Below are 26,619 nucleotides of genomic sequence, written 5' to 3'. Positions count from 1 at the left end.
CCTTTTCTTACTTTATATTCTTGAAGACATAAACTGCCTTTCTGCTATTATCCCATTCTATACTTTGATCTTTTTCATCTCTTATATCCCCACAGCTTGCATTAAAAGCTTTAGCTATATTGGAAATAGATGCGTGAATTCTTCCATTTATAATTACAGGTTTAGTGTCAGAATGATAAATGTTTCCTTGACTATCTTTCATAACACCAGTATCTATATTTAATCTTAGAGTTTTTTTAGGTAAGGCTGTATTTTCTTTATTTGAAAAGATAGCCTCTCTCTTACTATCATCATATTCTACATTAAACCCAAGAGTATAAGCTGCATATCTAACAGGTAGCATAATGCGATTATCCTTAATATATGCTTTTACATCCATATACACAGTAGTTTTCTTTCCATCTTTTATAATGTTATAAAAGTTTTTGTCTACTTGGAAAACTGCAAATTCTTTTTCATCTTTAACTTGTTTTTTGCCTTGTTGGTTTTCTTGCTCTTTCATTTTGTTAAGATCAAATTGATTTAGGATATTCTTGTCATCAGCTTTCAAAAGTTCGTCCAACTTTTTATCTTGAGATTTCTTGTCTTCTTTCTTCTCTTTATTTTCTTTTTGGAGTTTTAGAATTTCATCTAATTTCTTGGATAAGTCTTGGTTTAAATTTTTGTCTTTTTCATCTTTAGCTTGTTTCTCAAGTTCTTCTTTTGCTTTTTTATTTGCTTCCTCGATTAACTTCTTTGCTTCTTCAATTTTCTTATCTAACTCTTCTTTTAGCTTTTTAATTTCTTCTTCAGAAGCTTTTTGTTTTTCTTCTAACCCTTTAATCTTCTCTTCTAATTCTTTTTTTGTATTTTCAGAAGATTCTTTTAAACTATCAATAGCCTTTTGAAGCTCTTCAATTTTCTTACAACATTCTGACTTAGAATTTTCTGTTTCTTTCTTTTTAGACTCGAGGTCTTTTATCTTAGTATCTTTTTCATCAAGAGCTTTTTCTAAGTCCTTAATTTTATTATCTTTATCCTCAATTTCTTTAGTCTTCTTTGCTAGTTCTCCTTCTAAAGACTCGAGCTTTTCTTGCATTTCTTTGATTTTATTTTCGTTTTTATCGGTCTTTTCTTTCTCAGCTTCTAACTCCCATTTTGTAGATGAATAATCTTCTTTTAGTTTTGCATTTTCATCTTGTAATCTTTTTAGTTCATCTTTAAGCTGAGTAATTTCTGCTATTAGTTCATCATTGTTAGAATTTTTAAGATCCTCAATTTCTTTATTCAATTGAGCAATCTTATTGTCTTTATCTCTAATTTCTTCTTCTAGCCTAGCTTTTTCTTGTTTTAGTTTCTCTCCATTATCTTTGCAAGATTCTAACTTTTCCTTTAACTCATCTATCTTTGATTGATCTTCTTGTTTCTTATCATTTAAGTCTTTGATCTGATTTTCTAAGTCCTTAATGGTTTTAGTTAAATCATCAATCTTATTGTCCTTTTCATCAATATCTTGCCCTGTTAAATCTGTTTGAGTATCAATGGAATATTTATTCGGATTGTATATAGTCATCTTCCCTTGATACATATCATTGTTATAATCAAATTCAAGTTCTACACTATCTACATTCTTATCAAAGACAAACTCTCCATTTTCATATTTTAATCCATTAGGAATAGATTTAAATCCTTGATTTCCATTGAAACCAAAATGATTTTCGTAAAATGGATTCTGTTTTGGTCTATATTCAACTTCTTGATTATGGAATACTCCCTTACTGTTAATATTTGGATTGCCTAATACTTTTACAGTGTGCAATTTATTTCTTGAAAAAGCATATTGTTCAATTGTCTTCACAGACTTAGGTATAGTTAATTCTTGGAGGTTATTTCTTTCAAAAGCATTATGTTCAATATTTACCAAAGTATCAGGTAAAGTCACTTTTCTAAGTCCACAATTGAAAAATGCTAAACCACCAAGATAAGTTAGACTATTTGATAGTTTTACTTCATTTATACTTGCTTCGTAAAAGGCAGCATAACCTAAATGCTTAACAGAATCAGGAATAATTACTTTATCCCAATGTTTACCACGTCCAAATTCTCTTTTATATCTAAGTTCATCATTTGAATGACTTAAAGAATAATTTCCATTTATAGATTCCGTTCCTTCAGGAAATACTAGAATATTTGTCTTTTCTTTCTTTTCTAAGCCCTTATCACTAAAGGCAATTATATTTCCCTCAGAGGAATACATAAAATCATCTTCCGTCCACTCTACCTTATAATCTGTACTTGCATATACAGGACTTACAGCCAATATATTCACTAAACTTACAAGTAGCATTATCACAGCTAAAATTCCACTGGTTATTTTTTTCATAAATTTTCCTCACTTTCATTTGTATCTTCTCTTTTAAGTTCTTGTCTTTCTCTATTTTCTTCTTCCTTATTTTTTCTAACAATAAATAAAAATTCATCAAGAGATATTTTTCGACTTCGAAATTCCTTGATGACCTCTAAATTTTCTATTTCTTCTTGTTCCTCTACTAATAACTGAAGTTCTATTTCAATTTCTTCTTTTTTCTTTCTTAAATTCTTCTGTTTTTCTATGTTTCTGATTAATTTTTTATTCATAGATTTTTACTCCTTCCCCCTTATTTTGGTCTACCAAAGGAATAAAAGTGATTTTTCCAATATCTTGAGTTTATACTGGTATATTGGATAGGATCTCCTGCATGGAGCATCATTCCATTTCCGGCATATATCCCTACGTGAGAAATTGGCGTACCGGAATTATATGTGCCTTTAAAGAAAATAATATCCCCAGGTTTTGCCTCGCTTGGAGATATTGGATTACAATAATTTTTATAAATTTGCCAAGCTGTTGTCCTTGGCATTCTTTTTACACCAGACTTTGTATAAGACCAACATACAAATCCTGAACAGTCAAAATTACTAGGTCCGCTTGCTCCAAACACATATCTTTTGCCTATGTGTTTTTCTGCTTCATTAAATAAGGCTTTGGCAGTTTCAGAATCAAAAGCAAGACCGGGATTTCCAAAGTTTGGATTGTCTATAATCTCTCCCAAGTTCCCATAGCTTGATCCAAAATATCCACTCATATTTCCCTGACTATCAAGTAAAGCTAAATAATGAGCCATATTTGTTTCATAGTTTGCAAATTCTTCTCTTGCTATTTCATCAATGCTTTTCTTTTTTATAGTTAAGGTTAGAATTCTATAGGTATATGGATTTCCTTCACTGTCATATTTTGTAATAGACTTTGAAGTATATTTTTTCTCATACATTTGATTAAATAGTTTTTTTAATTCCTTTTGTATCTCTTCAGCTGACTTAATCTCTCCATATCTTGCTGTTAAATAGCTAAAAAGCTCGTGTAGATCATGACCAACAGAATCTCCTTTTATATGATATTCATCATAATTTGGATAATTTTCTTTAATACTATCTATTTCATCTTGTAATGCATATTCATAACTTGTAAATTCATTATTAATATCCATTAAAACTTCTTCTTTTGATAGATAGCTTGTAGCTATAACATTACTTGTTAATCCTGAAGTAAGACTGCCAACATTGCTAATTCCTTGAAATAGCATAAAAAAAAGTCCTAAAATACAAAGGGCAATTAAAATTTGCTTATATCCTTTGTTTTTTAAAGCTTCCAATGTTTTCTTTCCAATATTAGCGAAAGATTTCTTTACTCTATTTACTAAACCTTCCCCGTGTTTCTTCCTAAAATCTCTCTGAAACTTCTTTTTCATAAAAAATCGATTCAGTTTATTAGAGTTTTGATAAGCTTTAGTCTTCTTCAATTCTTCAAAATTTCTTTGAAATAGAAGTTTACTTTCTTTCTTATAAATTTTTCCTTCTAAAGATTTTATTTTTCTTTGAGTTTTTAAAGGTTTTTTTCTTCTAAAATGGCTAATTTCTCTACCTACAACTTCGGTAGTTCTACTAAGCTTATAAGCAGCGTTAACACCTGCATTATCATCTTTCCCACTATATAGATAGTTTGCCGTCATAGCACTCGCAAAAGTAATAGGTTTTTCTAAACCCGCTTTTTTTGACTTTTTCTTATACTTAATTAACTCTTTTTCTTTTTTATTCTTTTTCTCATATAGTTTTGATATTTTATCTTCCTTTTTATAAAACTTATCTTTTTCACTTTTGTTATCTTTTTTAGAATGGAATTTAGTTTTATTTTTTGTATCTACCTTATTTTCTTCAGATACATTTTTAGAATCCTGTACTTCTTTTTTTGTCCTGGTGTATTCTTTCTTTGGATCAAAGTTGCTTTTCTTTATAGTATTATCAAAAGCGTCTTTTATTTGTCTTTTCTTTCCCTTGTTTTTATTAGAAATTCCACTATGATTTAAATCAAGTTCATCTACTTCAAGATTCTCATTTTTTATTACGTTTTTTTCCTGTTTGAAGATTTCTTTTTTCGTGCCTATTTTTTCTTGATTCTTTTTATTTATATTATATTTATCTTTATTTTTTTCAGATTCACTTTTGAATCCTTCAGATAGGCTATCCTGTCTAAATTTCCCACTAGAAACCTTACCCATTAGCATATCTTTTTCTTCTAAATTTCTAACTTTGCCTTTGAAATATTTGCTATTTTGTTTTTTATTAGTATTCAGGTCTTGAATTATTTTTTTATCTTCTTCATTTGCCTTATATGATAGATATTTTCTTCTAAACTTCCCATTTAAAGATTTTAATTCTACTTTTTCCCCTTTATCCTTAAACTGACTTTGAGATTGATAAAGTTTTTTAAAGGTGTTTTTTTGAAAGCTTTCTTTCCCTTTCTCACCAAGAATAGAATAACCATCCCAATTTTTTCTTTGCACATCAGAAGATGGTAAATACTTATAGTCATCTCTTGTGTCCCTATATGATACATTGCTATCACTAAAGTTCATGTCATAGCGATCTATGACACCATCATTATCTGAGTCCTGCGATAAGGGATCATATGTTGAACTTACCTCTATATTAAAATCCTTATCTTCTTCTTTTCTAAATCTCCTTATTTTTTTCTCTTGCACTCCATTAAAACTTTCACTCTCAACGTTTTTCTTCCATTTTAAATTACTATTCCCCTTGTAATTTTTTTGGGGAGAAGTGCTACTTTTTAAATTAGAGCTAGTTGAATTTGGTCTATCATTAAAATCTTCTTTAAAGTTACTTAGCCTGTATTCTGTTTCTTGCCCGTAATATTCACCATATCTACTTTCCTCATTTTCTTCCATTTTTCTATGCTGCTGTTGCGAATATTCTGGCTGATATTCATTATGATAGGAGGCTTCTGCAAATTTTTCCTCATGGTTTTTTCTTTGTCTTCTTCCTCTATTTGACTTATCTTTTTCGTTGAGTAAATCCTGACTATTTTCTTGCAAATGAGATGAATAATATTTAGAGTTTTCATCATTATTGTCTATGTTATTCCTGCTTTTTACTTTATTAATTTCTTTTTTTGAAAAATCTGATTTTCTCTCTGTACTACTGAATTTTTCATTGCTTTCTTCTTTCTTTTCTGATATAAGTTTGGTCTTTGGTACATCTCTTGGGTTTACTTTCCCTTTCTTTTTCATATATACCTCCTATTTCATATTTTTCTCTATCCTTTCTTTAGCTATTTGACAGTAGTCTTTGTTTATGTCAATTCCAATATATTCTCTGTCCATCCTAATAGCTACCATTCCAACAGTTCCTGAACCCATAAAGGGATCAAGAATTAAGCCTTTTTTAGGACATCCTGCTTTTATACAAAGTTCTACCAGTTTTGGTGGAAATACCGCATAGTGTTTTCCTTTAAACGCACTGGTGTTAATAGTCCAAATATCTCTATTGTTTCTAAACTTAGGGACATTATCTCCTATATATTCTCCATACTCTCTTGCTTCATTTATGCTCTGTCTTTTAGCTCCTGTGCCTTCTTGTAAATACTTATTATCTTTTCCTCTTGCCCTCATATATCTTTTCTTGCTTATTTCTTTTATTGGTTCTTTCATAGCGTCAAAGTTATAGAAATACTTTCTTGCTTTTGATAGTAGGAAGATATGTTCATAAGACCTTGATGGTCTATCCCTACAAGACTCAGGCATGGCATTTTCCTTATGCCAAATAATATCGCTTCTTAAATACCAACCATCCTCTCTTAATTTTAAAGCTAGTTGCCAAGGTATCCCCATTAAGTCTTTTGCCTTGTAGCCACTGAGTTTTTCTGTAATAGACTCTTTTTGACCACTTCTTCCTTCTATGTTTTTAGGATCTTTATATTCTTTTTTGCTTCTTGTACCTGCATAAGAATCTCCAATAACTACCCAAAGTGTTCCTTCTTTTTTTAATACTCTTTTTACTTCTCTAAAGACTTCAATTAATTTATTTAAATATTCCTCTGGACTTTCTTCTCTTCCAATTTGTCCTTCTGCTTTATAATCTCTAAGTCCATAATATGGAGGAGATGTAATACAGCAATCAAATGTTTTATCTGGAAATTCCTTTAGAGCAGAAATTGCATCTAAATTAATAATATAATTAGTTTTTAACTTCTCTATGTCTATCAATTTCTATCCCTTCCTTTAATTCTTCTGGTTTAGTTGTCATTAACTTATACAATTTTGTATCTTTAGGAAATCTATCTACAAAAGGTACTATTGTGTTTCCGTAGAATAGTAATCCCTCTCCCTCATTGGAATTTGTGACGTAAGATAACTGATAAAGAGATATATTTAACTTGTTAGCTAAAATTTCCCTATCACCACTAGCTTGATTAAGCATTAAGATAAAATCTGTATTATCAAATATATTTTCTATTTCGGGACTGGCTAAAAGGTCCTTTACATTTTGTGTTAATCCTGTTGGAATCCCGCCCCATTTTCTAAATCTCTTCCAAATTTCTATGGAATATGAGGCTGTTTGTTCTTCTCTTAAAAGCAAATGGAATTCGTCACAGTAATATCTGGTTTCCTTCTTATTTCTATTAATAGTTACTCTATTCCACACTTGATCTTGAACAATTAACATACCTATTTTTCTAAGTTGCTTTCCTAATTCCTTAATGTCATAACAAAGAATTCTATTTCCTGTATCTACATTAGTCCTATGGTTAAATACATTGAGGCTGCCTTTGACATAAATTTCCATTTCTACAGCTAATTTTTTCCCTACATTTTCTTCTTGTTTTAAAAGTAAATTATATAAATCTTCTAAAATTGGCATATTTTCAGAAATTGGATTGTCGAAGTAATCCTTATATAATATTGGAAGACATCTATCAATTACTGAAGTTTCTTCTGCACTTAATCCTTCCTTTCCTACTACAAGTTCAAACAGTGAAAGAATAAAATCAGACTTTAAAGATAAGGGATTGTCTTCATCGGCATAGTCTACATTTATATCCAACGGGTTTATATAATCCTTACTTGTTGGCGATATTTTTATAACTTCTCCACCTAGTGCCTTAGTTAAATTTCCATACTCCCCTTCCGGATCACATATAATGATGTCATCTTGTGTGATTAAAAAAGCATTGGTAATTTCTCTTTTAGCCGAAAAAGATTTACCACTACCAGGCGTTCCAAGTATTAAACCGTTTGGATTCTTTAAAAGCTTTCTATCTGTCATAATGATGTTACGACTTAAAGCATTTAAGCCGTAGTATAAGCTCTCTCCTTCTAAGCACAACTCTTCTGTTGTAAAAGGAATAAAGACTGCTGTAGAGCTAGTTGTAAGTCCTCTTTTTATTTCGATTTCATTTTTTCCAAGTGGTAGGGAGGAAATTAGTCCTTGTTCCTGTCTATAGTTAAGATTTTTCAATACACAATTATGCCTACCTGCTATTGAATTTAGTTGAAAGATTATATTACTCAATTTCTTTCTACTTTTTTCCATATTTGTAAACAAAATAGTTATGACAAACATTCTCTCATTATGATTTTGAAGTTCTACCAATAGTTTCTTAGCATCATTACCATAGGTAATTAAATCGCTTGGAAGAATATCAATATCATATCCTGATCTTATAGCCTTCTTATTTTCTTCAATTTTCATTTTATCCAAGTCCGTTATTTTTCTTTTAATCATCTTTATAGCTTCTGTTTGATCAATGGAATTTATATGAAATGTTACAATCATATTTTCTTCAACCCCTAAAAATTCTGATAATAATCTATCTGATAATTCAGGTGCTAGAATTTGCAGAAAGTTTACTTCTCCAAAGTATTCTCCAATTTTAAATTGATTGTGAGATGAAAAGTTAAATGATGCTGGTACTATATAATCCTTAGTAGATAGTCCACTATATTTTAGGTCTTCAAAGGAAAAAACAAAATTCTTATTCGGATTTAAGATATCGTGAATAACCTTTAACCTTTCATATCCACTTAATACATAAGCTTTTACTCCCATCTGCTTAAAGTTATTTAATATATCCATTTCCATTCTTTCAAGTCTTGTAGTTGCCTCTTTTAAATCTTGTGCTTGTAAGCTAAAGGTGATATACATATATTTAGTAAGTCCATTATTTCCTTTTTGACTCTGATTTTTTAGCATTTCCCTGTACTCTTTTCGTATTTCATTATATGAATCGTTTCTATCCGGAACATTGATGTTTTTTTCTACTTCTTCATTTTTTCCTATGCGATTAATATATGAAAGTTCTATATCAACACTTGGATCAAAATAGTTTAAAAAACTTGAAAATTCATTAAATATACTTTCCTTATCTTCTTCTGTTGAAAGCTGGTAGTTAATATCTAAAAAACGTATCATTTTATTAAATTTGTTCTTCTCAACTTGGCAAATCCCATTTCTCAACATTCTTAAATAAGGGATTGTTTCCTGAACGCTCTTTTTCTTCTTCCCACCAAAAAAGGAAAGCCTCTTTTTGGGCTTTCCTTTTTCTTTAGAAATATTTGCTTTTTTCATCTTTTTTTGACTTATACTAATGCTTTTTAAATCTTCTTTTTGTTTTTTTAAATTTCTTTTTTCTTGATTTAATTTTTTCTGTTGTTTTTTCTGTATTTGATTCATTTACTCCTTTCCTTTCTTTGTTTCTTTATATCATAAATACATTCTGTCTTGTATATCCTTATACTTGTCTGTCTTTTCTTATCTATAATATACTTTAAATATTTTTCAAAATAGATCCCGTCCTTTTCATAAAGAGTTGCAAATATTATAGGAAAAGACACACCTATCATAATTAACATAGATAGGTCATTAGGCAGCACTTTTTTTACCATTAAATATACTGGAAAGCCTATTAGACCTGCAATTGTAAAGCCAATTAATTGTCTTTTTGTTAGATTTAGAGCTACCTTTGTTTTTACTTTTGTTAAGTCCTTTGGGACATTTACATAAGCCATTATTCTAAACCCTCTAAGTAAAAGCCATATATGTCTTCTCTGTTCAGATCTTCTAATGATTTTCCCATATTCACTGCTATTTCTAAGACTTTTTCATTCGTTTCTTCTCTATTATCTAAAACTTCCGATGTTTTTCTTATAATCATTCTATTTTGTATTTCTCTTGTAATATATCCCCCTATTAAAAGTATTGGGAGTCCTATTGTTCCAAGTGTTTTAAAATTAATTTTTTTGTCCTTTTTTCTTCTAATTTTCATCATCTTCTCCTTTTTTATTAATGAGCATTTAAAATTGATTTTGCAATACTTCCTGATTTCATCATAGTTATACCAAGTATTAAGGTGTATCCTAGTAATTCAAAAATACTTTTGTGTATGTCTGATATATTTAAAGTCTTAACAAGTACGGCATAAATTCCTACGCATATAAGTAGGAATAAACCTTGCAAGCCAAGTGCGAAGAGCCCTCTTATATAGTTTGTTCCAATACTTCCCCATTCTTTATTGCCCATTGTGGCAAAAGGTATGGCGCAAACTGAAGTATAAATATATATTTCTATCATCCTGCCGTATAGAATAACTGTAATTAGTATTGATATCCCTTGAATTATCATCTTTACAATTGATGTCTCTAGTACTATAGTCATTAATTTTCCTATTGACTCTCCTTTTAGGCTATCTACCATATTAGCTATATCACCTGGAGAAACTTTTGCACTAGCATTTGCCACACCTGCTGCCTTTCCTATTAAATTCTGTGCCACATCAAATACTGCCATAGAAAAGTCAAAAGCATGAGATACAAGCCATACTGCTATCCACATTTTTATCATATATTTAAAAAAATCAAAGGTATCTGTGTCATGCATATTATTTTTGTTCATTACCATTTGAACTAATTCAATACATAGTACAGCCGTTATGATAAGACCTGCTATGGGAAGTATAACATTTTCTGAAATAGACTTTATGAAGTGGAAAACCTCCGAGTTCCATCCACTCGGAGTCTTTCCTACCTCATTTGCTATCGTTGATACTTTATCATTTATATCAAGGAGCATTCCGCTTAAATTTTCCTTGATCATATCAATAAGTATCTCCGAAAAAAACTCTTTGATCTTATCTACTATATTAAACATTTTATTTTAACACGTTTGCTAATAGCGGTATTAGTTTTAAACCTATGAGTACAATTCCCCCTCCAGCCATAAGCTGCTTAATACCTTGAGATTTAGCACCAGGGTTGTCATTCCCATAACCTTCCATCAGGTTGATAACACCCCATGCTCCAAGCCCTGCACCAATTGCTGTAACTAATATTTTTAATACATTTACTGCTTGTGTAAAAAATTCCATTTATATTTCCTCCTCTTTTTCTTCTTTTTTAATTTTATTTATGTGCTTTACGATAAAATTTTTAAATGTCTTGTCTTCTTTTTTTGTTTCCTTAAAATATCCAAAAATATGGATGTATTCTCCACTTTTAAATTCCTTCACACTTTTTGCCTTTTCCCCGTAGAGATTACAGTAGATATATTCTTTTTTAACCTTTCCTTCTTCTTTGTTCTTTCTAACTATTGTGAAGTTAGCTACCTCTTTTTCTCCTTCCTTTGTATCTATTGCAGTTGTTTTTATTTCTCCTACTAGATTTCCATTAATATTTAGCATTTCTCTTTCCATTTGTTCTATCTCCTTTATTCCATAAAAAAAGCGATAGTTTTCTCTATCGCTTCTACTTCTAATTCATTAATATTTCATTTTTATCTGTATCTTATTTTTTCGGCTCATCTCGTATATATTTCATTATTCCTCCTTTGGGCATAAAAAAACACCGAAATGTTTTTTTCGGTGTAGATTTCTCTATTTAATTTTATGGTTTTAGTAATTCTTTCCAGTTTTCTATAAAGCCAACATGTCTTAATTCAATATTTTCATATCTTGCTATTAGTGCTGTTAGATCATGATAAAATTTTTTGTAATTTTCTTCTTCAGAAACTATTTTAAGATTAACTAATGTAGCAAATATTGTATTGTTTGAAATATTATTTTTTAAATATTCTTTATATAGCTTTGGTGATTTTGTAAGCTTTGCTCCATATAGCCTGCCATAATGGGCACATATATTTCTTATATAGGCAAAATTTTCTATCCAAGATTCAAAGTAATGGTAGTCTGTATGAAAGACTTTTGCAATTTTACTTTTATCTTCATTTTTCATATTCTTATACATTTTAGATAAAGTTCCAAAACTTGCTACTTCTATCACTGCATAGAGTGGAATTTCTCCACCTTCATAATTGTCTTTAAAGTTTTTTATAAATGGTGAGCGTCTATTTCTTTTAACTTCCCTTGCTAATTCTTCTAGTACCCTTTCTTGTTCCTTTTGTTTCTCAAAATTATTCATATCTTTATATGAAAAGTTCCCATATCTTAAAGAAAAATAGTTTGTGATAACTGCTCTTAAAGAAACTTCAATATGCTCTATTGTTTCAAATATAAGCTGTCTAAGTTCTCTATCAAATTTATATAAACTTACAATATCTTCAAAACTTGTTCCTGATATATATCTTCCATCTTTTTTTAATGTGATACTATAAGCTTTAATCAGCCTATAATAGGATATTCTTCCAAGAATTTTCTTAGCATAAGTTTTATCTTCCACTAAAAGTCCTAAGTCTATTAAATTTTTTACTTGATTTTCTATACTAATCGGTTCTTGATAGATTTTTTTCATTTTTTCTCCTAAAATCAAATGACCCGACTTGGTCCGCATTGTTAAGAGGCGTGTCGGGTGCTGTTGACGTTATTATATGTTATAGAATATTTTTTGTCAAGTATTTTCTTTTAATCTTTCCTAAATATCTATCTTACTTCTTATTTAATTTTAAATTTATTCATCTAATATTTCAACTACCATACTCTCTTTTAACTTAACCTCATCTTTTCTCTGTAGGTATTTCTCTATGTCAAATATATTTCTCTTATCATAATCTTCCAATAACTTGTAATTCTTATGCTTTGTAATATCAAATTTATCAGATAAGAAAGGTCTTACTCCTCTTAACTGATAAATACACTTACCACCATCCATTACAGTTATTTCATCTTGACTCATAAGTTCCTTACCAGTTTTTTGATAATTTAGTCCAAAACTCTTTTGATTCGATCTTGTTTCTGATGTGTTATATAGGTCTATGGTTTCTTTGCCTAGGCTTTCAGATAATTCTTTTAATGTTGTTCTTTCTTTGCCTCCTAAAAATAATGTAGAATCACAATTGCCAACTATGGTATCTGCATTATCTTTATAGATACTTTTTAGTTGTGATTGTGCTTGTAATATTATACAAGCTGATATTTCTCTACTTCTAATAGTTGCTATCAGCTTTTCAAATTTAGGAATTAAGCCGATATTTGCGAATTCATCAAGTAGGCATCTCACATGAACAGGAAGTCTTCCACCATATTCATCATCTGCTTTATCACATAATAGATTAAATAATTGTGAGTACATTATTGATACTACAAAGTTAAATGTATCATCTGTATCCGATATTATTACGAATAAAGCTGTTTTCTTTTCTCCAAGTGTATCAAGCTCCAGTTCATCTTCTTTCATTAAGTCCCTAAGTTCTTGAATATCAAAAGGAGCAAGTCTTGCACCACATGAAATAAGAATAGATTTAGCTGTTTTTCCTGCTGCAAGTTTGTATTTCTTGTATTGTTTTACTGCGAAATGATTTGGCTTTTCTTTTTCTAATGCTTCAAACATATAGTCTACTGCATTTTTAAAATTTTCATCTTCTTCTCTTACCTCACTTGCATCTATCATAGCAAGTAAAGTTGTAAAGTTCTGTTCTTCTTTAGGAGCTTCATACCAGATATATCCTATAAGTGCTGTGTAATAGAGTTTTTCAGCTTTCACCCAAAAATCCTCAGTTGATTTTTCTCCTTCTCCCTTAGTATTTGCAATTATTGTTTGTACTAATTTCAAAATATCTTTTTCACTTTTCAAGTATGCAAAGGGATTATATCTCATGGATTTTTTAAAGTTTATTGTGTTTAATATTTTTATCTCATATCCATTTCTTTCCAACATTTTCCCACATTCCAAGACTAATGTTCCTTTTGGATCGGTTACTACATATGAAGAGTGCATTTGCATGAGATTTGGCTTTACAAAAAACCTTGTTTTACCACTACCAGAACCTCCAATTACCATTACATTTTTATTTCTCGCATATTTTGGATTTTTAGGTCTATTGTTCATGGTAAGTCTTTCAGTTTGAGTTAGTAGCACATTGTTTTCAAACTTCTTGTCAATGTATGGCTCAATGTCTTTTTCATTTCCCCATCTTGCCGATCCATATTCTCTGCCCTCTCTAAACTTTTTTGCATTTTTCTTTTTCTGTATAAGGATTAACTTAATAACTACTGATAGAATTAGACTGGGTATAAGGTTTTTTATTTTTAATGATGGAATATATTTTAAAGTATCTATTTGACTAAAAGCTACTAGAATTCTATCTATTATATCTCCTCCTACATAAGAGTTGACATGGCTTGCAAAGATATTTCCTATATAAAAAAATAAGAGGTAAGGAAGATTTTCTAATACAAATTTCTTCTTATCTCTTATCTTAAAAACATTTTTTATATCTTTTATTATTTCATTTAGTATTTTCGAATTAATCACTTCCTCTCCATAAAAAAGAGTAGATTTCTCTACCCATTAGTATTTTATTTATCTTTTTTATATCTTATTACTGGAACTTGTTTTATTTTTTTACCTATCTTTTTTCTTTCCAAGACAAAAATCATATTTTCATTTCTTTTAAAATATCCTAAATCTTTATGGTAGCTTATACCACACTTGCAATGTAGTAGGCCTATAAATTGTTGTTTCATCTTTCTTTTACATTTTGGGCAAATATTTTTCTTCATTTCATACACTTATACTTTACTTTCAAAGGTAGCTTTTAGTTTCTTTCCTAATACTTCTGCTCTCATTTTTTATCTATAGATAAGAGAAATTCTTCTACTGGATGATTCCAATCTTCTTTTTCATAGTATTCAACAATACAGCTATTCATGCCTTCTCATCATATATATTATATATCTAAGTTCTTTTATTATAAACTTTGTTCCTGATGTTTATGTTTAACCTTATCTCTGTCAATAGTATCTTTGACTTTATCCTTGAAGTTATTAAGCCTTTCTATTAAAGATTTTCTTTTTCTTGACTTATCTTTAGTAAATTTCTGGACTGTCTTTTTAAAAGCTTGTTCCATTACTTTTATATCTTTTGCTTGAAAAAAGATAATGTTGTTTCCATTTTCTAAATCTTTCTTTATGGAAAATTTCACCCCATATCTTTTTAATTCTTTTTTCAATGCTTTTAAGTCTATGTCATTTAATTCTAAGGTTTCTACTTTACCTTTTTTTACAAGATCTTTTACTTTTACTTTTTTAAATTTTTCTAAGGGTCTTGACTGTTCTGTCTGCGCTTTATGTTTATTTATTTCTAATATTTTCTTCATCAAATTTATAACTTGCTTGGCTGTTACTATACTTGCTTTTTTTACTATGGCTATTGTTCTGCTATTTATATCATCATTTTGCATTCACTCACCTACTTTCATTCTTTTTTTAATATTTCATAGGCTAATTTTGATTTCTCCTTCATTTTTTCTATTCTTCTATTTTCTCCTGTAAATATAATTGGACTGCATATTTCAAGTATCCTTGAGTAAATTCTTTTATCTTTTATAGTTTCAGGATTAGTTAAAGCTGATATATTTAAGTTTGTTGTTATAATTAGAGGTTTCCCACTTCTATATCTACTATCTATTATGTTAAAGATATGCTCAGCTGCAAAATCTGTATCTCTTTCCATTCCAAAATCATCAATAATTAATAGTTTCTTATGATTTAGGTTATCTATATACTTACTCTTATCAATCTCAAAGTTAGTCATATCATTTAAAATTACTGAAAAATTTGTCATTTTGACTGATATTTCTTTTTCTAGTAAAGCATTTGCTATAGCACTTGCAAGATATGTTTTTCCACATCCCACATTCCCTGTAAGAATTAATCCTATATTATTTTCATATATTTCATCAAATTTTTCCACATAGTTTTTTGCTACTTTTTCATGTTCACTATCTTTGTCCATATTTTTAAAATTCCAATTTAATAGGATAGGATCAGAAAAACACTCTTTTTTTAAGCGTTCAATTTTTAAAAGCATTTTATTTTCTTTTCTTTTTTCTTCCTCTAATTTTTGTCTTTCTTTTTTACATTGACATAAAATACCAACTTTTTTTATTTCTCCAAAGAAGTCTATTTCTTTTTCAATTGGTGTTTTACATTTTGCACAATATTTTAATCCTGTTTCTTGATCTATATAACTCCTATTTTCTTCATCTTTTGATGGACTATTTGTTTCTGCATTTTTTATTTTCTGTTCTAGGATTTCTTTTATTAATTCCATATGCTCCTCTCCTATCAAGTATTTAAAATTTCTCTCCATATATCCTCATCGTTACTATAGTCAAAGTTTTCTCTTTTCTGATTTTCTCTCTTTATGACTTCTATGTTTCTAATATTTTCATCTGCATTGTATAAGAGAGTCAGTAGATAGGCATTAATGTTTCTAATATCCTTTGGAGCATTTTCTCTTAGGTATTTCAAAACATAGTCTATGTGTTTATAGTTAAGACTTAGAAATTTTTCTTTAAAATTTTCATTGGATATATGCCTCCCTCCTATTTTAATGTTTGTAAAGCTAGTTAAGGCTTTTACAAGTACATTTATCATTACATCTACTTGCTTCTTTTCTTCTATTCTTACTTTTTCAAAGGTTTCATAAGATATATTCTTTTTTATAGTTTCTTTTAATTCTTCCTCCTCCAAAGTTTTTTTTGATTTTTCTCCTAGCTTTTCTAAGGGGGATATGGGGGTGGTATTATTAAAATCAGTATTATTAGTTTCAGTATTATTAATATTAGTATTATTAGAGTCCTCTTTTGAAACTTCTTGAGGTTTGTTTTCTAAACTTCCTGAAGTTTGTTTTTTAAACTTCTTGAGGTTTGCTTTTGAAACTTCTGTAGTTTTATTATTTTCTGTGTAAATAAAGTTCTTTACATAAAGTAAATTTGGCTTTCCAAGTCCTAACCTCTTTTTTTCTAATAATCCTATCTCTTCAATTTCTTTCATTACTTTGACCGATTTATTTCTCCCCCAATTTAATACTTCCATAATTTCTTCTATGGTATAGATAATGTATACCTTGTTTTCTTCATCTAACCATTTATTCTTAATTGACAAGCTCATTCTATCGAGTAGAATTCCATAAAGAATTTTTGCTTCTACGGATAGTTTTTTAAAATTTAAGTCGGTGAATAAAGTTTTGGGAATCCTAAAAAATGAATATTGTTCTGATTCATTGCCATAATAGTATTCAAATTTAACTATTTCTTTCATCATAACCCCCTTATATAATGTATTTAGGTTGTTAAAGGTAACCTATAACCCTTTATCGACTAAGTATTATTCAGTTTTACTGTATAATATTGTTATTAGATAGAGTGTACTCGTCCCCTCCTTGAGATTTAATCTCGTACTTGAAAGAGTGAGTCCTCTAATCTTTTAACTGTTTACGTATAAGTTAGATGTTGACTGATTTTCAGTACTTCGTATCTCCCATAAGGCAGTAACGTTATTAGATTTAGAAGGTTCTATCTAAAATACTTTTTATGAGGTTTCAAATGTTTTATTTAGGTATCGATATTGGTAAAAATACTCATGTTGCTTCATTAGTTGATGACAAGAAAAAAGTTATCTTTAAGGCTTTTTCTTTTTCAAATTCCATTGATGGTGCTGAAAGTTTAATCCTTAAACTAGAAGCTTTCAAAAATGAACTTGAAGTTGGTATGGAAGCTACAGGTCATTATTGGTTATCTCTATACTCATATCTTGTTGAAAAAAACTTTACTGTTCGTGTTATCAACCCTATCCAAACTGACGGTTGGCGACAAGGTATTGAGATTAGAAAGAGAAAAACTGATATTATTGATTCTCTTTTAATAGCTGATCTTCTTAGATATGGAGATTTCGTTGAGACTTCACTTTCTAATGAAGATTATTTGTCTTTGAGGAATCTTTCCAGATTTAGGTCCTACCTTATTTCTTCTATTGGCGATCTTAAAAGAAAAACTATTGCGCTTTTAGATCAAGTTTTCCCTGAATATGCCTCTTCTTTTAGTAATATTTTTGGGAAGACTTCTAAGGAAATTCTTTCAAATTTCTCTACTCCTTCTGATTTTGAGGATATTAATTCTGATGATTTGAATACTTTTCTTGAATCTGTTACTAGGAAAAACTATGCTTCTAAGAAGATTGATGAGCTTTCTAAAAAGGCTTCTTCTTCTTTTGGTATTAATTTCTGTCTGGACTCATTTAGTCTTCAAATCAAAATGCTTATTGAGCAAATTTCTTTTATTCAAAATCAGGTTTCTGATGTTGAGAATGAAATTGAGGTTTTACTTGAAAAACTTAATTCTCCAATTACTACTATTCCAGGTATTGGTTCTGTTAATGCTGCTACTATATTAGGTGAGATTGGTGATATTAAAAGATTTTCTAATCCTTCAAAACTTGTCGCTTATGCTGGTTTGGATGCTAGCGTTTCTCAGTCTGGAGAATATGAATCTACTTACAATCATATGAGTAAAAGAGGTTCTCCTTACTTAAGGCGTGCTCTTTTTCAATCCGCTCTTAGAGCTGAATTTTGTGACCCTGTTTTTTCTGATTATTATCAGAAGAAAATCAGTGAAGGCAAGCATCATTTAGTTGCTACAAACGCTGTTGCTAGAAAGCTTTGTCATACTATTTTTGCTGTCCTTACTAAGAATGAACCTTATCAAGTGCAGAGTTAGTTTTTGCTTAACTGTTTACAAATTTTTGATAAAGGTTCTGTAAATGGCGAGCTTTGCTCGGGCGGAGCCTTTACCATTTACAGGTTCTTTTGAAAAAATTACTATTTAAAAGGCAAAAACTTTACTTACCCTATTTTTAATCTTAAACTTTAGGGTGCTTTTTCATGCTTATTTTTATTCAGTTTTTATCAATATCATTACTTATATTTTCTTTGTTTCACCTCTTGACTTTTAATAGTTAGTCTTTCTTTTCATATAAAAAGAGATAGCTTTGATTTTGCTATCTCTTTTTCATCGTTTTAATCTATTTATTTTTATATTTAAATTACTTTTATTCTTTCATTCACCCCTTCTATCACTTCTATAATAAAATATCCTAGCACTGGTAAACCATAAGGACTAAAAAGATATGCTAGTATAAACGCATCTATAGCAAGTGCTTTTTCTCCATGATAAACAGATCCTAAAAATCCCATAATAGCGATAAATGAAATCAGTTTGAAAAATATTGTGCTGAGTCCTAATACAAACGTTAAAAATAGAATTATGATACTTAACGCTATCCTAATAGGAAACAATATGATTTTGAAAAAAACTCTAAATATTATCATATTCTCTTCAATCCTTATTACTTATGTTTTCTTTTCTTTTTTGTTAATTTAATAAAAAAGATGACAGACTTAATCCTAAATCGTCTTGTTTAAAAGTTTTGTGGAAGCCTTTAAACTTTGATTTTAATGGATTTATTGTATCTGTCATCATTATATCACTGTCCCCGCAGCCGCTTGCACCTACCAAAGCAGTAACCTCTCCCTGCTTAGCTTTAAAGCTTACGCCATTTAAAACTTTTGCGTCTTTATTGTAGGCAAACTCAACATTTTTTAAATCAATATCAAATCTTTTTAAGCTATAATCATCGCCTTCTTGTAATTCTTGATTTTGAATTTCTTTAATCCTTTCAATTTTTGGTGTTAAATAAAATATCTCCAACATTCCCTCTTTAGATGCATCAAGAGAGTCTTTTATCTTTATAGCCGCTAATAAATATCCTAAAAGGTAGAGGGCACTTATCTCTTTATTAATCATTAGATTTACGCCAACAAATATTACAACAGCAAGAGATATAAAGCTAAATATTGATGATAGTGACATAATTAAGATATTTACATTTTCTGCTTTTAAGTGGACTTTTTCACTTTTATCCATTTTTTCATATAGCTTTTCTTTCATTTCCTCTGATAAGCCATATGCTTTAATCTCCATTTGCATCTCTATATTTTCTTGAAAGCTTTCTGAGTTTTCTCTTAAAGCATTATAATATTCTTTCTCTCCCTTAACTGAATGTTTTTTAGATAGTGGTATAAATATAAAACTTAGAACCGTTGGAATAATTACAGCTAAACCCATCTTCACATTGCTTATTAGCATCATGATGGATATTAATGGGAAGAATAATACCATGCCGCCCACCTTTGGTATTGAGTGACTCATTGCATGCTCTATACCTTCAATATCAGCCATGATTGTTTGTGAAAGGTCGGAAATGTCATGTTTAGAAAAGTATGATAGAGGTAATTTTGATAAATTCTCCGCTGTCCTTATTCTTAAATCCGCACTTTCTTGATAGGTTGTGCTATATAATTTATCGTATTCGATAGAAAGCAAAATATACATTGCTATCAAAGTCAAAACTGAGAATACTATATAAAATCCCTTGCTTTTGCCCATATTTTCCAAAACTTCCTGAGCAAAAATCATAAGTAATATGGCAGGAAGCATGTTTATACAATAAACGAAAAATGAGGACAGTGTTGCTTTAGTTAGATTTCTTGCTCCCTTATCTGTAAGAGCAAATCTTTTTTTATAAAACTCCTTCATTTGAAACCCTCCATTCATTTGCACTGTTAAACATCTCTTGCAGTCTCTTATAGCTTGTATCTCTTGACATTAATTCTTTGTCAGAGCCTCTTTCTATAATTTTCCCACTATCCATCACAATAATTTCATCAAGATCTTTAATTGTAGATAGCCTGTGTGCTATCATGATAACTGTTTTATCCTTCATAAGATTTTTGAAAGCTTTTTGTAGTTCATACTCGTTATCTGGGTCAATTGATGCCGATGCCTCATCCATAATAATAATTTTGGAATCCTTTAAAATAGCTCTAGCAATTGCAATTCTCTGTTTTTCTCCGCCAGATAAATAAACTCCTTTTGAGCCTATGACTGTATTTTCTCTTTCTGGGAATTTATCTAGTATCAAATCGCATCCTGCTAGTTTTAAGGCTTTCATAACGTCATCTCTTGTCGCTTCTTTATTAGCTAAAGCTACATTGTCATAAATGCTTTTCTTGAATAATTTTGAATCTTGAAAAACAAAGGAAATGGCTTTAATTAAGGCTTCGTCGAAATATTCACTTATTGGTATCCCACCTATCTTTATGCTTCCTTCGTTAACATTGTAAAAACCTGATATAAGTTTTGCTACCGTTGATTTGCCTGATCCAGATGAACCGACTAGTGCATAGGACTTTCCCTCTTCTAATTTAAAGGATAAATTTTCAATGACAGCTTTATCATTGTAAGCAAAGCTTACACCTTCAAATTCTATATTATAGTTTTTAAAATTATTGACATTACCATGCACTAATTTGTCTTTTTGCATATCTTCGTAAAGAGCCTCTAAAGTATCTACTGCATAATTGCCTTGAGAAATATACATGGAGTACCACATCATTCTCATAAATGAGACAAGGAGAACTCCAGATAAAAATAAAATCATGATAAGTTCAAGTAAAATCACCTTGGTGCTGCCTAGGCTAGCCATAAAATAAACTATAGGAATAATTAAAATTGCAATCAATCCGAAAAATAACCATTGATACAAAACATAAGGTTTTTTACAAGATAGTGAATAATCATAAGCATATTTTGAGTAATCTTTTATCGCCTTGTAAAAGCTTTTAAATGACTCGACATTTGCTCTAAATATTTTTACAACTTGCATTCCTCTAACGTATTCAACAGTTTCGGCACTTAATTTAGATAAAGCTTCTTGGTATATCTTCATAAATTTTTGTTCGCCCATCATCGCCCCTAAAATTAAGCCTCCAATTATTGTAAGAGCAAGTAAGGTAATGCCAACCCTTATGCTTACTATAAAGCCAAGTGCTAGTACAAGCACAGGTGTGATTATTGCCTGAGAGCTATCGGGAATCATATGAGCTACAACCTGATGTGTTTGTGCGGCATTATCATCTATGATCTTTCTTATTTGACCAGATGGATTTAAGTCAAAGAACCTAAAGCTTGCTTTTTCTAAGCCATCAATCCCTCTTTTCCTTAAATTTGTTTCAAGCCTAAATCCCAAAACGTGTGAAAATGTTGCTGAAACAATATAAAATATAGCTCCACTTGTTAATGCAACGACCGATTTTAATGCTAGGCTCTCTGTACCGGATAAGTCTGAATTAATTATTAAATTATCTAAAAATCTGTAGATTAAATAATATCCATATACCGTAAGTACCGCAGATATAGCAGAAAAAACCATAGCTAAAATCCCAAGATGTTTTTTATCCTGTACATAAGTAAATAATTTTTTGTAAATCTTCATAATCATATCTCCTTTCTTTTAATATTCCTTTTAGATTGATTTTCATCTAATGATATTAATTATCATTGCTTTTACAGTATACATCTGCTATAATCAGTAATGCAATAACTTGCTAAATATAAGGCTAATTGGAATATTGTCTAAAAGGGATAGTGTGTTATGACTTATTATGATTTTGTAAGAGAATATATGAAAGTTGATGAATGTAAAAACAATAGGAAATATTCAAGTGCAGGGCACACATTTTGTTGGAGTAAAGATGATTCAACTTATGCGGAGGGACTTTATTGGTTTTATGAAGGAGATGGATTTATTATTGATATCCATGATTTTTATATCAGAGAGGAAGTAGTTCAAAACAGTACCTATAGTATGGCAGATTATGTTTCAATTTACACAAGCTACATTGTCAGTGCAAATGGAGAAAAGTTTAATCCATATCAAACACTTACTGCAAACTCATTATGTACTTTTGACTTTGACAATATAAAAGACGATTTTGTTTTTTTATTACACGAGAATTGTTGTTATCTTGCTGTTTCCATTGGTTTTAAAAAAGAGCTAATAGAAAAACATCTTTCATCTATTAACATTAATCCAGAGTCATTTTATGGGGCTTTACTTCAACCGAATCAAATAATTCTCACAAAATCCTTAGAAAAAGTGGCAATGGAAATATTAAATTGTAAGATGGACTCTCCAGCCGCTGATTTTTTCTTTAAAGCCAAAGCAAATGAATGGGTAAGTATTGTAATCGACACCTACTTAAATAGGAAAAAATATAAAATTGAATCTGATGATAATAAAGCACTTGAAGATGTGGCAAGATTCTTGGATGATCATTTCGCCATGAATGTAAATCAAGAAACCCTTGAAAAAATATCCAAAATGAGTGGAACAAAATTAAAAAATTTGTTCAAAGAAAAATATTGTCAAAGCATTACGGAATACACCCAAAGAAAAAGAATGAATGTGGCTGAGACTCTTTTGTTAAATACCGAACTTCCTATAAAAGAGATAGCAGAATCTGTTGGATACACATCCCATAGCAAATTTTCTATTTATTATAAAAGATACAAGGGAAAGCTTCCTAGCGAGGTACGTGGTTTAACTTGCAATCATCATAATTTAAAATGCGAGTACTGTGATTAATAAAAATTTAGTTTACCAGTTACACACCCATATCTTATGTGCGTCTAAATATATATATATATTGGTGTGTAACTCTACCCTATTAGGAACAATAAATAAGACCTTTAATTCATGGGCCTCTTAGTCTGATGCTAAAAATAGCTAAATTTATCAATATTAAATCATATCTTTCAACCTCCATTTTTTTCTATTATTTTATTTTAAAACTCTCTCAAATACTTCCTGGTTTAATTCTATAAATATTTATTTTTAATCAATAAAATTACTACCATAATTCAACTTAACTTTTTTATTCCCATCCATCTTCATCCATAACTATACATATTTTTAAACTTAATTGACTTAATAGGACTTTAAAAGTATAATATAGTCATTAAAAGTCTTATTAAGTATTGTTAAGTCGTTAAGTGACTTATATTTTAGAAACATATGGACTTTAAATGACCATAAAGGAGGATGAGTATGAACTTTGCCACAAAATTAAAGGAATTAAGAATAAAAAAGAATTTAACTCAAGAAGAACTGGCTAAAAAATCTGGTATCTCTATAAAATCTATATCTAGATATGAACTGGGAGAAACTGTTCCCCGTTCTGAAAAGTATTATGAAATGTTAGCGAAGGCTCTTGATGTTGAAGCGGACTATTTTTTATCTCAAGAGACCAATTTTTTACTTAATGTTAAAAAAGAATTTGGCTATAAGGGTGCAAAGGATGCTGAGGACATAGTCAATGGCGTAATTGGACTAATGGCTGGTGGTGAACTTCCAGAAGAGGATAAGGCAGTAATACTAGATGCTATGCAAGAAGCTTTTTATATGGCAAAAATGGAAAATAAGAAGTATACTCCAAAGAAATTTAGAATTGAAGAAGAATAAAATTGGATTTTAACGAAAGGAGGGTTTCATGAGTAATCAAATATCAACAATATATGATGATGTTCAAAATTTAATAAGCTTGCATGGTACTAGGGACCCTCAAATTATTTTGCAAGAAAGAAATGTAATGCTTATTCCCTTCAAAGAAAAAACAAAGTTATTAGGAATGTACAAGGTTATTCTTAGGAATGAATTTGTGTTTTACAATCCATATGTGGATGAAAGGATTTTAAATATGGTCTTTGCCCATGAGCTTGGACACAATGTTTATCATGGGAATCTTGCTAGGAAAAAGGAAATTTTTGAATACGAACTTTTCAATATAACTAACTCTACTGAGCTTGAGGCAAATCTATTTGCTGCCCATCTATTAATTGATGAAGAGGAGCTTATGGAACATATTTTACTTGGCGAAGACTATGAAACTCTTTCAAAAATTTTCAATGTAAACATCAATCTAATGATCTTTAAATTAAATGAAATGTATAGAATGGGCTATCCAATTAATCGTCTTGATTTGCCTAATAATAATCAATTTTTTACTAAAATTGATGGAACTGATAAGGGAAACGAAGAGATTTTTTAAAAGTAGTAGAAGGAGGGGTTATGGGTATTATTGATTATTCTTTAGAACCGAAATCTGATATTGCTTTTGTTGATATGAAAAGTTTTTATGCCAGTGTTGAATGTGTTAAAAGAAATCTAAATCCTCTTACTACATCCCTTTGTGTAATGAGTAACTCTGACAACGCTTCTGGGCTTACCCTTGCCAGTAGCCCCACTTTTAAAAGGGTTTTTGGTAAGAAAAATGTTGGTAGAGCTAGGGATCTCCCCTTTGATATACAAACGAGAAAGTTTTCATTTGAGAATGCAAAAAATCAAAAGTTGGATATTACAAAGGAATACATTGACTATGTGGAAAGATGGGCTGAAAAGACTTTGATAGTCCCTCCAAGAATGAGCTTATATATTGAAGAAAACTTAAAAATCCAAAAAGTTTTTCAAAATTATGCTCCAAAGGATGAAATACATCCCTATTCTATTGATGAGTCATTTCTTGATTTAACTGGGTCTTTAAATTATTTTGTACCTAATAGGAACATGACTAAGAAGGATAAATTGGACTGTGTTTCTGCAAAAATTCAAAATGAAATTTGGAAGGAAACTGGTATTTATTCAACAGTTGGAATGAGCAATGCCAATCCATTACTTGCTAAGTTGGCCCTTGATAACGAGGCTAAGACCACAAGGCAAATGAGGGCAAACTGGTCCTATGAAGATGTGGAAGCTAAGGTGTGGAATATTAAAAATCTTACGGACTTTTGGGGAATTGGAAGTAGAACGGCTGCAAGGCTAAATAAACTTGGAATTTATTCCATTAGGGACCTGGCTAATTATAATGTGGATATTTTGAAAAAGGAATTTGGTGTAATCGGTGTGCAACTTTGGTTTCATGCAAATGGCGTTGATGAGTCTAAAGTAAATGTTCCCTATATAGCAAGATCAAAAAGTTATGGCAATTCACAAGTACTACCAAGGGACTACCACAGTCAAAGTGAAATTGAAATAGTTTTAAGGGAAATGGCAGAGCAAGTTGCCACAAGAATTAGAAAAAAGAATAAAAAAACTGGTCGAATTTCCATTTACATCGGTTTTTCATATAAGGAAGACATAAAGTCTATTAAGGCTCAAAGGAGTATAAATCCAACAAATTCTACTAAGGCTTTATCAAATGAAGTAATAAGACTATTTAGAGAAAGGTATAGAGGTGGCGCCGTTAGAAATATTGGTGTAACCTATGGCAAATTAGTGGATGACAGCTTTTTTAATTACACTCTTTTAGATGATGTACGAGAATTACAAAAACAAGAAATTTTGGATAAGACATTTGATGAAATAAGAGATAAATTTGGTTATACCTCTGTCCTTCCTGGATTTTCACTAATGAAAGGATCAAGAGTTATTGAAAGAAGTAAATTAATCGGTGGTCATGCCGGTGGAATGGACGGTATTATATGATTGTAAGGGATTATCTTAAATATGAATCAGCAAGACAGTATGTGGATAGAGGAATGGTAAAGTGGATGGGTTTTTTCATTTCTGAACACACCACTGCCCTATTACAAATGGGAAATGAAATAGATTTTTCAAAAAAGATGAAGGAAGAAGAAATCCTTATGCTCTTGGGGCAGGTTTATTTAAACAATCTAGAAATTGCTTTATATACTAATGAAAATTACAAGCCCTATATTGGTAAAATAATAGATATGGAAAATTTAAACATCTACTTTAGAACTGAATCGGCAGTTAAAAAGATTCTATGTAAAAATATTATTAGATTAAAACTTTTGGAGAATGAATCATGAATGAATTGCAAAAAAACAGTATTCAATTTGATTACTTTTCAAATAATTATGAGAAATTTGAGAAAGATTTTTATGAATTTGTAGATACAAACATTCCCCTTACTTTTTTGGTTGATGATATTTTACACTGCTTAAGCTCATCCAATAAAAATTACTTTATGCTTAACAATAAGAATTCAAAGGATAAAAAAGAACATTACTTTTTCTTCAAGAGAAATCATATTGAAGAAAATAAAAATATTATAGTATACTCTTACTTAGGACATCAATGTAGATAGAGTAAAAAATTAC

The 26,619-nt window shown here is 29.9% G+C and carries 26 protein-coding genes; 7 read left to right on the top strand and 19 right to left on the bottom strand.

Going from position 1 to position 26,619, the window contains the following annotated elements:
* Positions 1–7 precede the first annotated feature (7 nt).
* From L6651_RS05940 to L6651_RS05865, 16 genes are all read right to left on the bottom strand, one after another.
* Entirely contained in the window at positions 8–2,362 is a 2,355-nt protein-coding gene (locus tag L6651_RS05940) for a leucine-rich repeat protein (RefSeq protein WP_237037061.1), read from the bottom strand.
* Positions 2,359–2,616, bottom strand: a complete 258-nt coding sequence (locus L6651_RS05935) for a hypothetical protein (protein WP_040397461.1) — start codon at positions 2,614–2,616, stop codon at positions 2,359–2,361. The genes L6651_RS05940 and L6651_RS05935 overlap by 4 nt, the downstream gene beginning before the upstream one ends.
* Before the next feature lie 20 nt (positions 2,617–2,636).
* Positions 2,637–4,028, bottom strand: coding sequence for a C40 family peptidase (locus L6651_RS09510; protein WP_465221314.1), 1,392 nt, complete (start codon positions 4,026–4,028; stop codon positions 2,637–2,639).
* A gap of 1,584 nt (positions 4,029–5,612) precedes the next feature.
* Positions 5,613–6,578 (bottom strand): DNA-methyltransferase, encoded by a 966-nt coding sequence (locus L6651_RS05925; RefSeq protein WP_036764311.1) that lies wholly within the window; start codon positions 6,576–6,578, stop codon positions 5,613–5,615.
* Positions 6,550–9,045, bottom strand: a complete 2,496-nt coding sequence (locus L6651_RS05920) for a VirB4-like conjugal transfer ATPase, CD1110 family (RefSeq protein ID WP_237037059.1) — start codon at positions 9,043–9,045, stop codon at positions 6,550–6,552. The genes L6651_RS05925 and L6651_RS05920 overlap by 29 nt, the downstream gene beginning before the upstream one ends.
* Positions 9,042–9,380 carry a PrgI family protein gene (locus tag L6651_RS05915; protein ID WP_002838958.1) on the bottom strand — a complete coding sequence of 113 codons (339 nt, stop codon included), beginning with the start codon at positions 9,378–9,380 and terminating at the stop codon, positions 9,042–9,044. Before L6651_RS05915 ends, L6651_RS05920 begins: the two co-directional genes overlap by 4 nt.
* A complete protein-coding gene (locus L6651_RS05910; RefSeq protein WP_050198402.1) occupies positions 9,380–9,637 on the bottom strand; it encodes a hypothetical protein in 258 nt (85 codons plus the stop codon). Before L6651_RS05910 ends, L6651_RS05915 begins: the two co-directional genes overlap by 1 nt.
* Before the next feature lie 17 nt (positions 9,638–9,654).
* A complete protein-coding gene (locus tag L6651_RS05905; RefSeq protein ID WP_237037058.1) occupies positions 9,655–10,518 on the bottom strand; it encodes a VirB6/TrbL-like conjugal transfer protein, CD1112 family in 864 nt (287 codons plus the stop codon).
* Position 10,519: 1 nt separating this feature from the next.
* Positions 10,520–10,735, bottom strand: a complete 216-nt coding sequence (locus tag L6651_RS05900; RefSeq protein ID WP_002838961.1) for a Maff2 family mobile element protein — start codon at positions 10,733–10,735, stop codon at positions 10,520–10,522.
* Positions 10,736–11,059 (bottom strand): single-stranded DNA-binding protein, encoded by a 324-nt coding sequence (locus tag L6651_RS05895; RefSeq protein WP_002842079.1) that lies wholly within the window; start codon positions 11,057–11,059, stop codon positions 10,736–10,738. It lies immediately after the preceding gene.
* A 190-nt stretch (positions 11,060–11,249) separates the two neighbouring features.
* Positions 11,250–12,113 carry an Abi family protein gene (locus L6651_RS05890; RefSeq protein ID WP_058259928.1) on the bottom strand — a complete coding sequence of 288 codons (864 nt, stop codon included), beginning with the start codon at positions 12,111–12,113 and terminating at the stop codon, positions 11,250–11,252.
* 156 nt (positions 12,114–12,269) lie between these two features.
* The gene (locus tag L6651_RS05885) at positions 12,270–14,072 is read right to left on the bottom strand and encodes a VirD4-like conjugal transfer protein, CD1115 family (RefSeq protein ID WP_112889299.1); all 1,803 of its coding nucleotides are present in this window, start codon (positions 14,070–14,072) and stop codon (positions 12,270–12,272) included.
* 44 nt (positions 14,073–14,116) lie between these two features.
* Positions 14,117–14,320, bottom strand: coding sequence for a hypothetical protein (locus L6651_RS05880; RefSeq protein WP_019107276.1), 204 nt, complete (start codon positions 14,318–14,320; stop codon positions 14,117–14,119).
* 188 nt (positions 14,321–14,508) lie between these two features.
* On the bottom strand, positions 14,509–15,000 hold the full coding sequence (locus tag L6651_RS05875; RefSeq protein WP_004829707.1) for a PcfB family protein: 492 nt from the start codon (positions 14,998–15,000) through the stop codon (positions 14,509–14,511).
* Between the two features lie 14 nt (positions 15,001–15,014).
* Positions 15,015–15,872 (bottom strand): ATP-binding protein, encoded by an 858-nt coding sequence (locus L6651_RS05870; protein ID WP_202502806.1) that lies wholly within the window; start codon positions 15,870–15,872, stop codon positions 15,015–15,017.
* A 14-nt stretch (positions 15,873–15,886) separates the two neighbouring features.
* Complete coding sequence (locus tag L6651_RS05865; protein WP_237037057.1) at positions 15,887–16,864, bottom strand: replication initiator protein A; 978 nt, start codon at positions 16,862–16,864, stop codon at positions 15,887–15,889.
* A 284-nt stretch (positions 16,865–17,148) separates the two neighbouring features.
* Between L6651_RS05865 and L6651_RS05860 the strand changes: the two genes are divergently transcribed.
* Positions 17,149–18,318 carry an IS110 family RNA-guided transposase gene (locus L6651_RS05860; protein WP_002838080.1) on the top strand — a complete coding sequence of 390 codons (1,170 nt, stop codon included), beginning with the start codon at positions 17,149–17,151 and terminating at the stop codon, positions 18,316–18,318.
* Between the two features lie 320 nt (positions 18,319–18,638).
* On the opposite strand, the gene L6651_RS05855 is transcribed toward L6651_RS05860, so the two are convergent.
* Genes L6651_RS05855 through L6651_RS05845 form a run of 3 tightly spaced genes read right to left on the bottom strand, consistent with a single transcriptional unit; the run spans position 18,639 to position 21,934 of the window.
* Positions 18,639–18,929, bottom strand: a complete 291-nt coding sequence (locus tag L6651_RS05855) for a CD1845 family protein (protein WP_000583243.1) — start codon at positions 18,927–18,929, stop codon at positions 18,639–18,641.
* A 43-nt stretch (positions 18,930–18,972) separates the two neighbouring features.
* Positions 18,973–20,196 (bottom strand): ABC transporter ATP-binding protein, encoded by a 1,224-nt coding sequence (locus L6651_RS05850; RefSeq protein ID WP_331473708.1) that lies wholly within the window; start codon positions 20,194–20,196, stop codon positions 18,973–18,975.
* Positions 20,180–21,934, bottom strand: coding sequence for an ABC transporter ATP-binding protein (locus tag L6651_RS05845; protein WP_237037056.1), 1,755 nt, complete (start codon positions 21,932–21,934; stop codon positions 20,180–20,182). The genes L6651_RS05850 and L6651_RS05845 overlap by 17 nt, the downstream gene beginning before the upstream one ends.
* 159 nt (positions 21,935–22,093) lie before the next feature.
* Between L6651_RS05845 and L6651_RS05840 the strand changes: the two genes are divergently transcribed.
* The 6 genes from L6651_RS05840 (at position 22,094) to L6651_RS05815 (ending at position 26,606) form a co-directional block, all read left to right on the top strand.
* Positions 22,094–23,086 carry a helix-turn-helix domain-containing protein gene (locus L6651_RS05840; RefSeq protein WP_237037055.1) on the top strand — a complete coding sequence of 331 codons (993 nt, stop codon included), beginning with the start codon at positions 22,094–22,096 and terminating at the stop codon, positions 23,084–23,086.
* A gap of 462 nt (positions 23,087–23,548) precedes the next feature.
* On the top strand, positions 23,549–23,962 hold the full coding sequence (locus tag L6651_RS05835; RefSeq protein WP_237037054.1) for a helix-turn-helix domain-containing protein: 414 nt from the start codon (positions 23,549–23,551) through the stop codon (positions 23,960–23,962).
* A 28-nt stretch (positions 23,963–23,990) separates the two neighbouring features.
* Positions 23,991–24,548, top strand: coding sequence for an ImmA/IrrE family metallo-endopeptidase (locus L6651_RS05830; protein WP_237037053.1), 558 nt, complete (start codon positions 23,991–23,993; stop codon positions 24,546–24,548).
* 20 nt (positions 24,549–24,568) lie between these two features.
* Positions 24,569–25,981: a Y-family DNA polymerase gene (locus L6651_RS05825; RefSeq protein WP_237037052.1), complete on the top strand. Its 1,413-nt coding sequence runs from the start codon at positions 24,569–24,571 to the stop codon at positions 25,979–25,981.
* A complete protein-coding gene (locus L6651_RS05820) occupies positions 25,978–26,328 on the top strand; it encodes a hypothetical protein (protein ID WP_237037051.1) in 351 nt (116 codons plus the stop codon). Before L6651_RS05825 ends, L6651_RS05820 begins: the two co-directional genes overlap by 4 nt.
* Complete coding sequence (locus L6651_RS05815; RefSeq protein WP_237037050.1) at positions 26,325–26,606, top strand: DUF5960 family protein; 282 nt, start codon at positions 26,325–26,327, stop codon at positions 26,604–26,606. The genes L6651_RS05820 and L6651_RS05815 overlap by 4 nt, the downstream gene beginning before the upstream one ends.
* Positions 26,607–26,619: the final 13 nt, after the last annotated feature.

It is taken from the genome of Mediannikoviicoccus vaginalis (genome assembly GCF_928097925.1).
GTDB classification, from domain to species: Bacteria; Bacillota; Clostridia; order Tissierellales; family Peptoniphilaceae; genus Mediannikoviicoccus; species Mediannikoviicoccus vaginalis.
The sequence above is the reverse complement of the archived record's forward strand: the minus strand, read 5'-3'. Positions and strand labels throughout refer to the sequence as shown.

What these genes read in the sequence shown, in the direction of transcription:
- L6651_RS05830 (WP_237037053.1), top strand. Translation starts at nt 23,991, where the DNA reads ATGAGTAATCAAATATCAACAATATATGATGATGTTCAAAATTTAATA.
- L6651_RS05910 (WP_050198402.1), bottom strand. Translation starts at nt 9,637, where the DNA reads ATGAAAATTAGAAGAAAAAAGGACAAAAAAATTAATTTTAAAACACTT.
- L6651_RS05940 (WP_237037061.1), bottom strand. Translation starts at nt 2,362, where the DNA reads ATGAAAAAAATAACCAGTGGAATTTTAGCTGTGATAATGCTACTTGTA.
- L6651_RS05935 (WP_040397461.1), bottom strand. Translation starts at nt 2,616, where the DNA reads ATGAATAAAAAATTAATCAGAAACATAGAAAAACAGAAGAATTTAAGA.
- L6651_RS05855 (WP_000583243.1), bottom strand. Translation starts at nt 18,929, where the DNA reads ATGATAATATTTAGAGTTTTTTTCAAAATCATATTGTTTCCTATTAGG.
- L6651_RS05825 (WP_237037052.1), top strand. Translation starts at nt 24,569, where the DNA reads ATGGGTATTATTGATTATTCTTTAGAACCGAAATCTGATATTGCTTTT.
- L6651_RS05815 (WP_237037050.1), top strand. Translation starts at nt 26,325, where the DNA reads ATGAATGAATTGCAAAAAAACAGTATTCAATTTGATTACTTTTCAAAT.
- L6651_RS05875 (WP_004829707.1), bottom strand. Translation starts at nt 15,000, where the DNA reads ATGCAAAATGATGATATAAATAGCAGAACAATAGCCATAGTAAAAAAA.
- L6651_RS05905 (WP_237037058.1), bottom strand. Translation starts at nt 10,518, where the DNA reads ATGTTTAATATAGTAGATAAGATCAAAGAGTTTTTTTCGGAGATACTT.
- L6651_RS05850 (WP_331473708.1), bottom strand. Translation starts at nt 20,196, where the DNA reads ATGAAGGAGTTTTATAAAAAAAGATTTGCTCTTACAGATAAGGGAGCA.
- L6651_RS09510 (WP_465221314.1), bottom strand. Translation starts at nt 4,028, where the DNA reads ATGACGGCAAACTATCTATATAGTGGGAAAGATGATAATGCAGGTGTT.
- L6651_RS05865 (WP_237037057.1), bottom strand. Translation starts at nt 16,864, where the DNA reads ATGAAAGAAATAGTTAAATTTGAATACTATTATGGCAATGAATCAGAA.
- L6651_RS05880 (WP_019107276.1), bottom strand. Translation starts at nt 14,320, where the DNA reads ATGAAGAAAAATATTTGCCCAAAATGTAAAAGAAAGATGAAACAACAA.
- L6651_RS05860 (WP_002838080.1), top strand. Translation starts at nt 17,149, where the DNA reads ATGTTTTATTTAGGTATCGATATTGGTAAAAATACTCATGTTGCTTCA.
- L6651_RS05870 (WP_202502806.1), bottom strand. Translation starts at nt 15,872, where the DNA reads ATGGAATTAATAAAAGAAATCCTAGAACAGAAAATAAAAAATGCAGAA.
- L6651_RS05835 (WP_237037054.1), top strand. Translation starts at nt 23,549, where the DNA reads ATGAACTTTGCCACAAAATTAAAGGAATTAAGAATAAAAAAGAATTTA.
- L6651_RS05920 (WP_237037059.1), bottom strand. Translation starts at nt 9,045, where the DNA reads ATGAATCAAATACAGAAAAAACAACAGAAAAAATTAAATCAAGAAAAA.
- L6651_RS05895 (WP_002842079.1), bottom strand. Translation starts at nt 11,059, where the DNA reads ATGGAAAGAGAAATGCTAAATATTAATGGAAATCTAGTAGGAGAAATA.
- L6651_RS05890 (WP_058259928.1), bottom strand. Translation starts at nt 12,113, where the DNA reads ATGAAAAAAATCTATCAAGAACCGATTAGTATAGAAAATCAAGTAAAA.
- L6651_RS05915 (WP_002838958.1), bottom strand. Translation starts at nt 9,380, where the DNA reads ATGGCTTATGTAAATGTCCCAAAGGACTTAACAAAAGTAAAAACAAAG.
- L6651_RS05845 (WP_237037056.1), bottom strand. Translation starts at nt 21,934, where the DNA reads ATGAAGATTTACAAAAAATTATTTACTTATGTACAGGATAAAAAACAT.
- L6651_RS05900 (WP_002838961.1), bottom strand. Translation starts at nt 10,735, where the DNA reads ATGGAATTTTTTACACAAGCAGTAAATGTATTAAAAATATTAGTTACA.
- L6651_RS05820 (WP_237037051.1), top strand. Translation starts at nt 25,978, where the DNA reads ATGATTGTAAGGGATTATCTTAAATATGAATCAGCAAGACAGTATGTG.
- L6651_RS05840 (WP_237037055.1), top strand. Translation starts at nt 22,094, where the DNA reads ATGACTTATTATGATTTTGTAAGAGAATATATGAAAGTTGATGAATGT.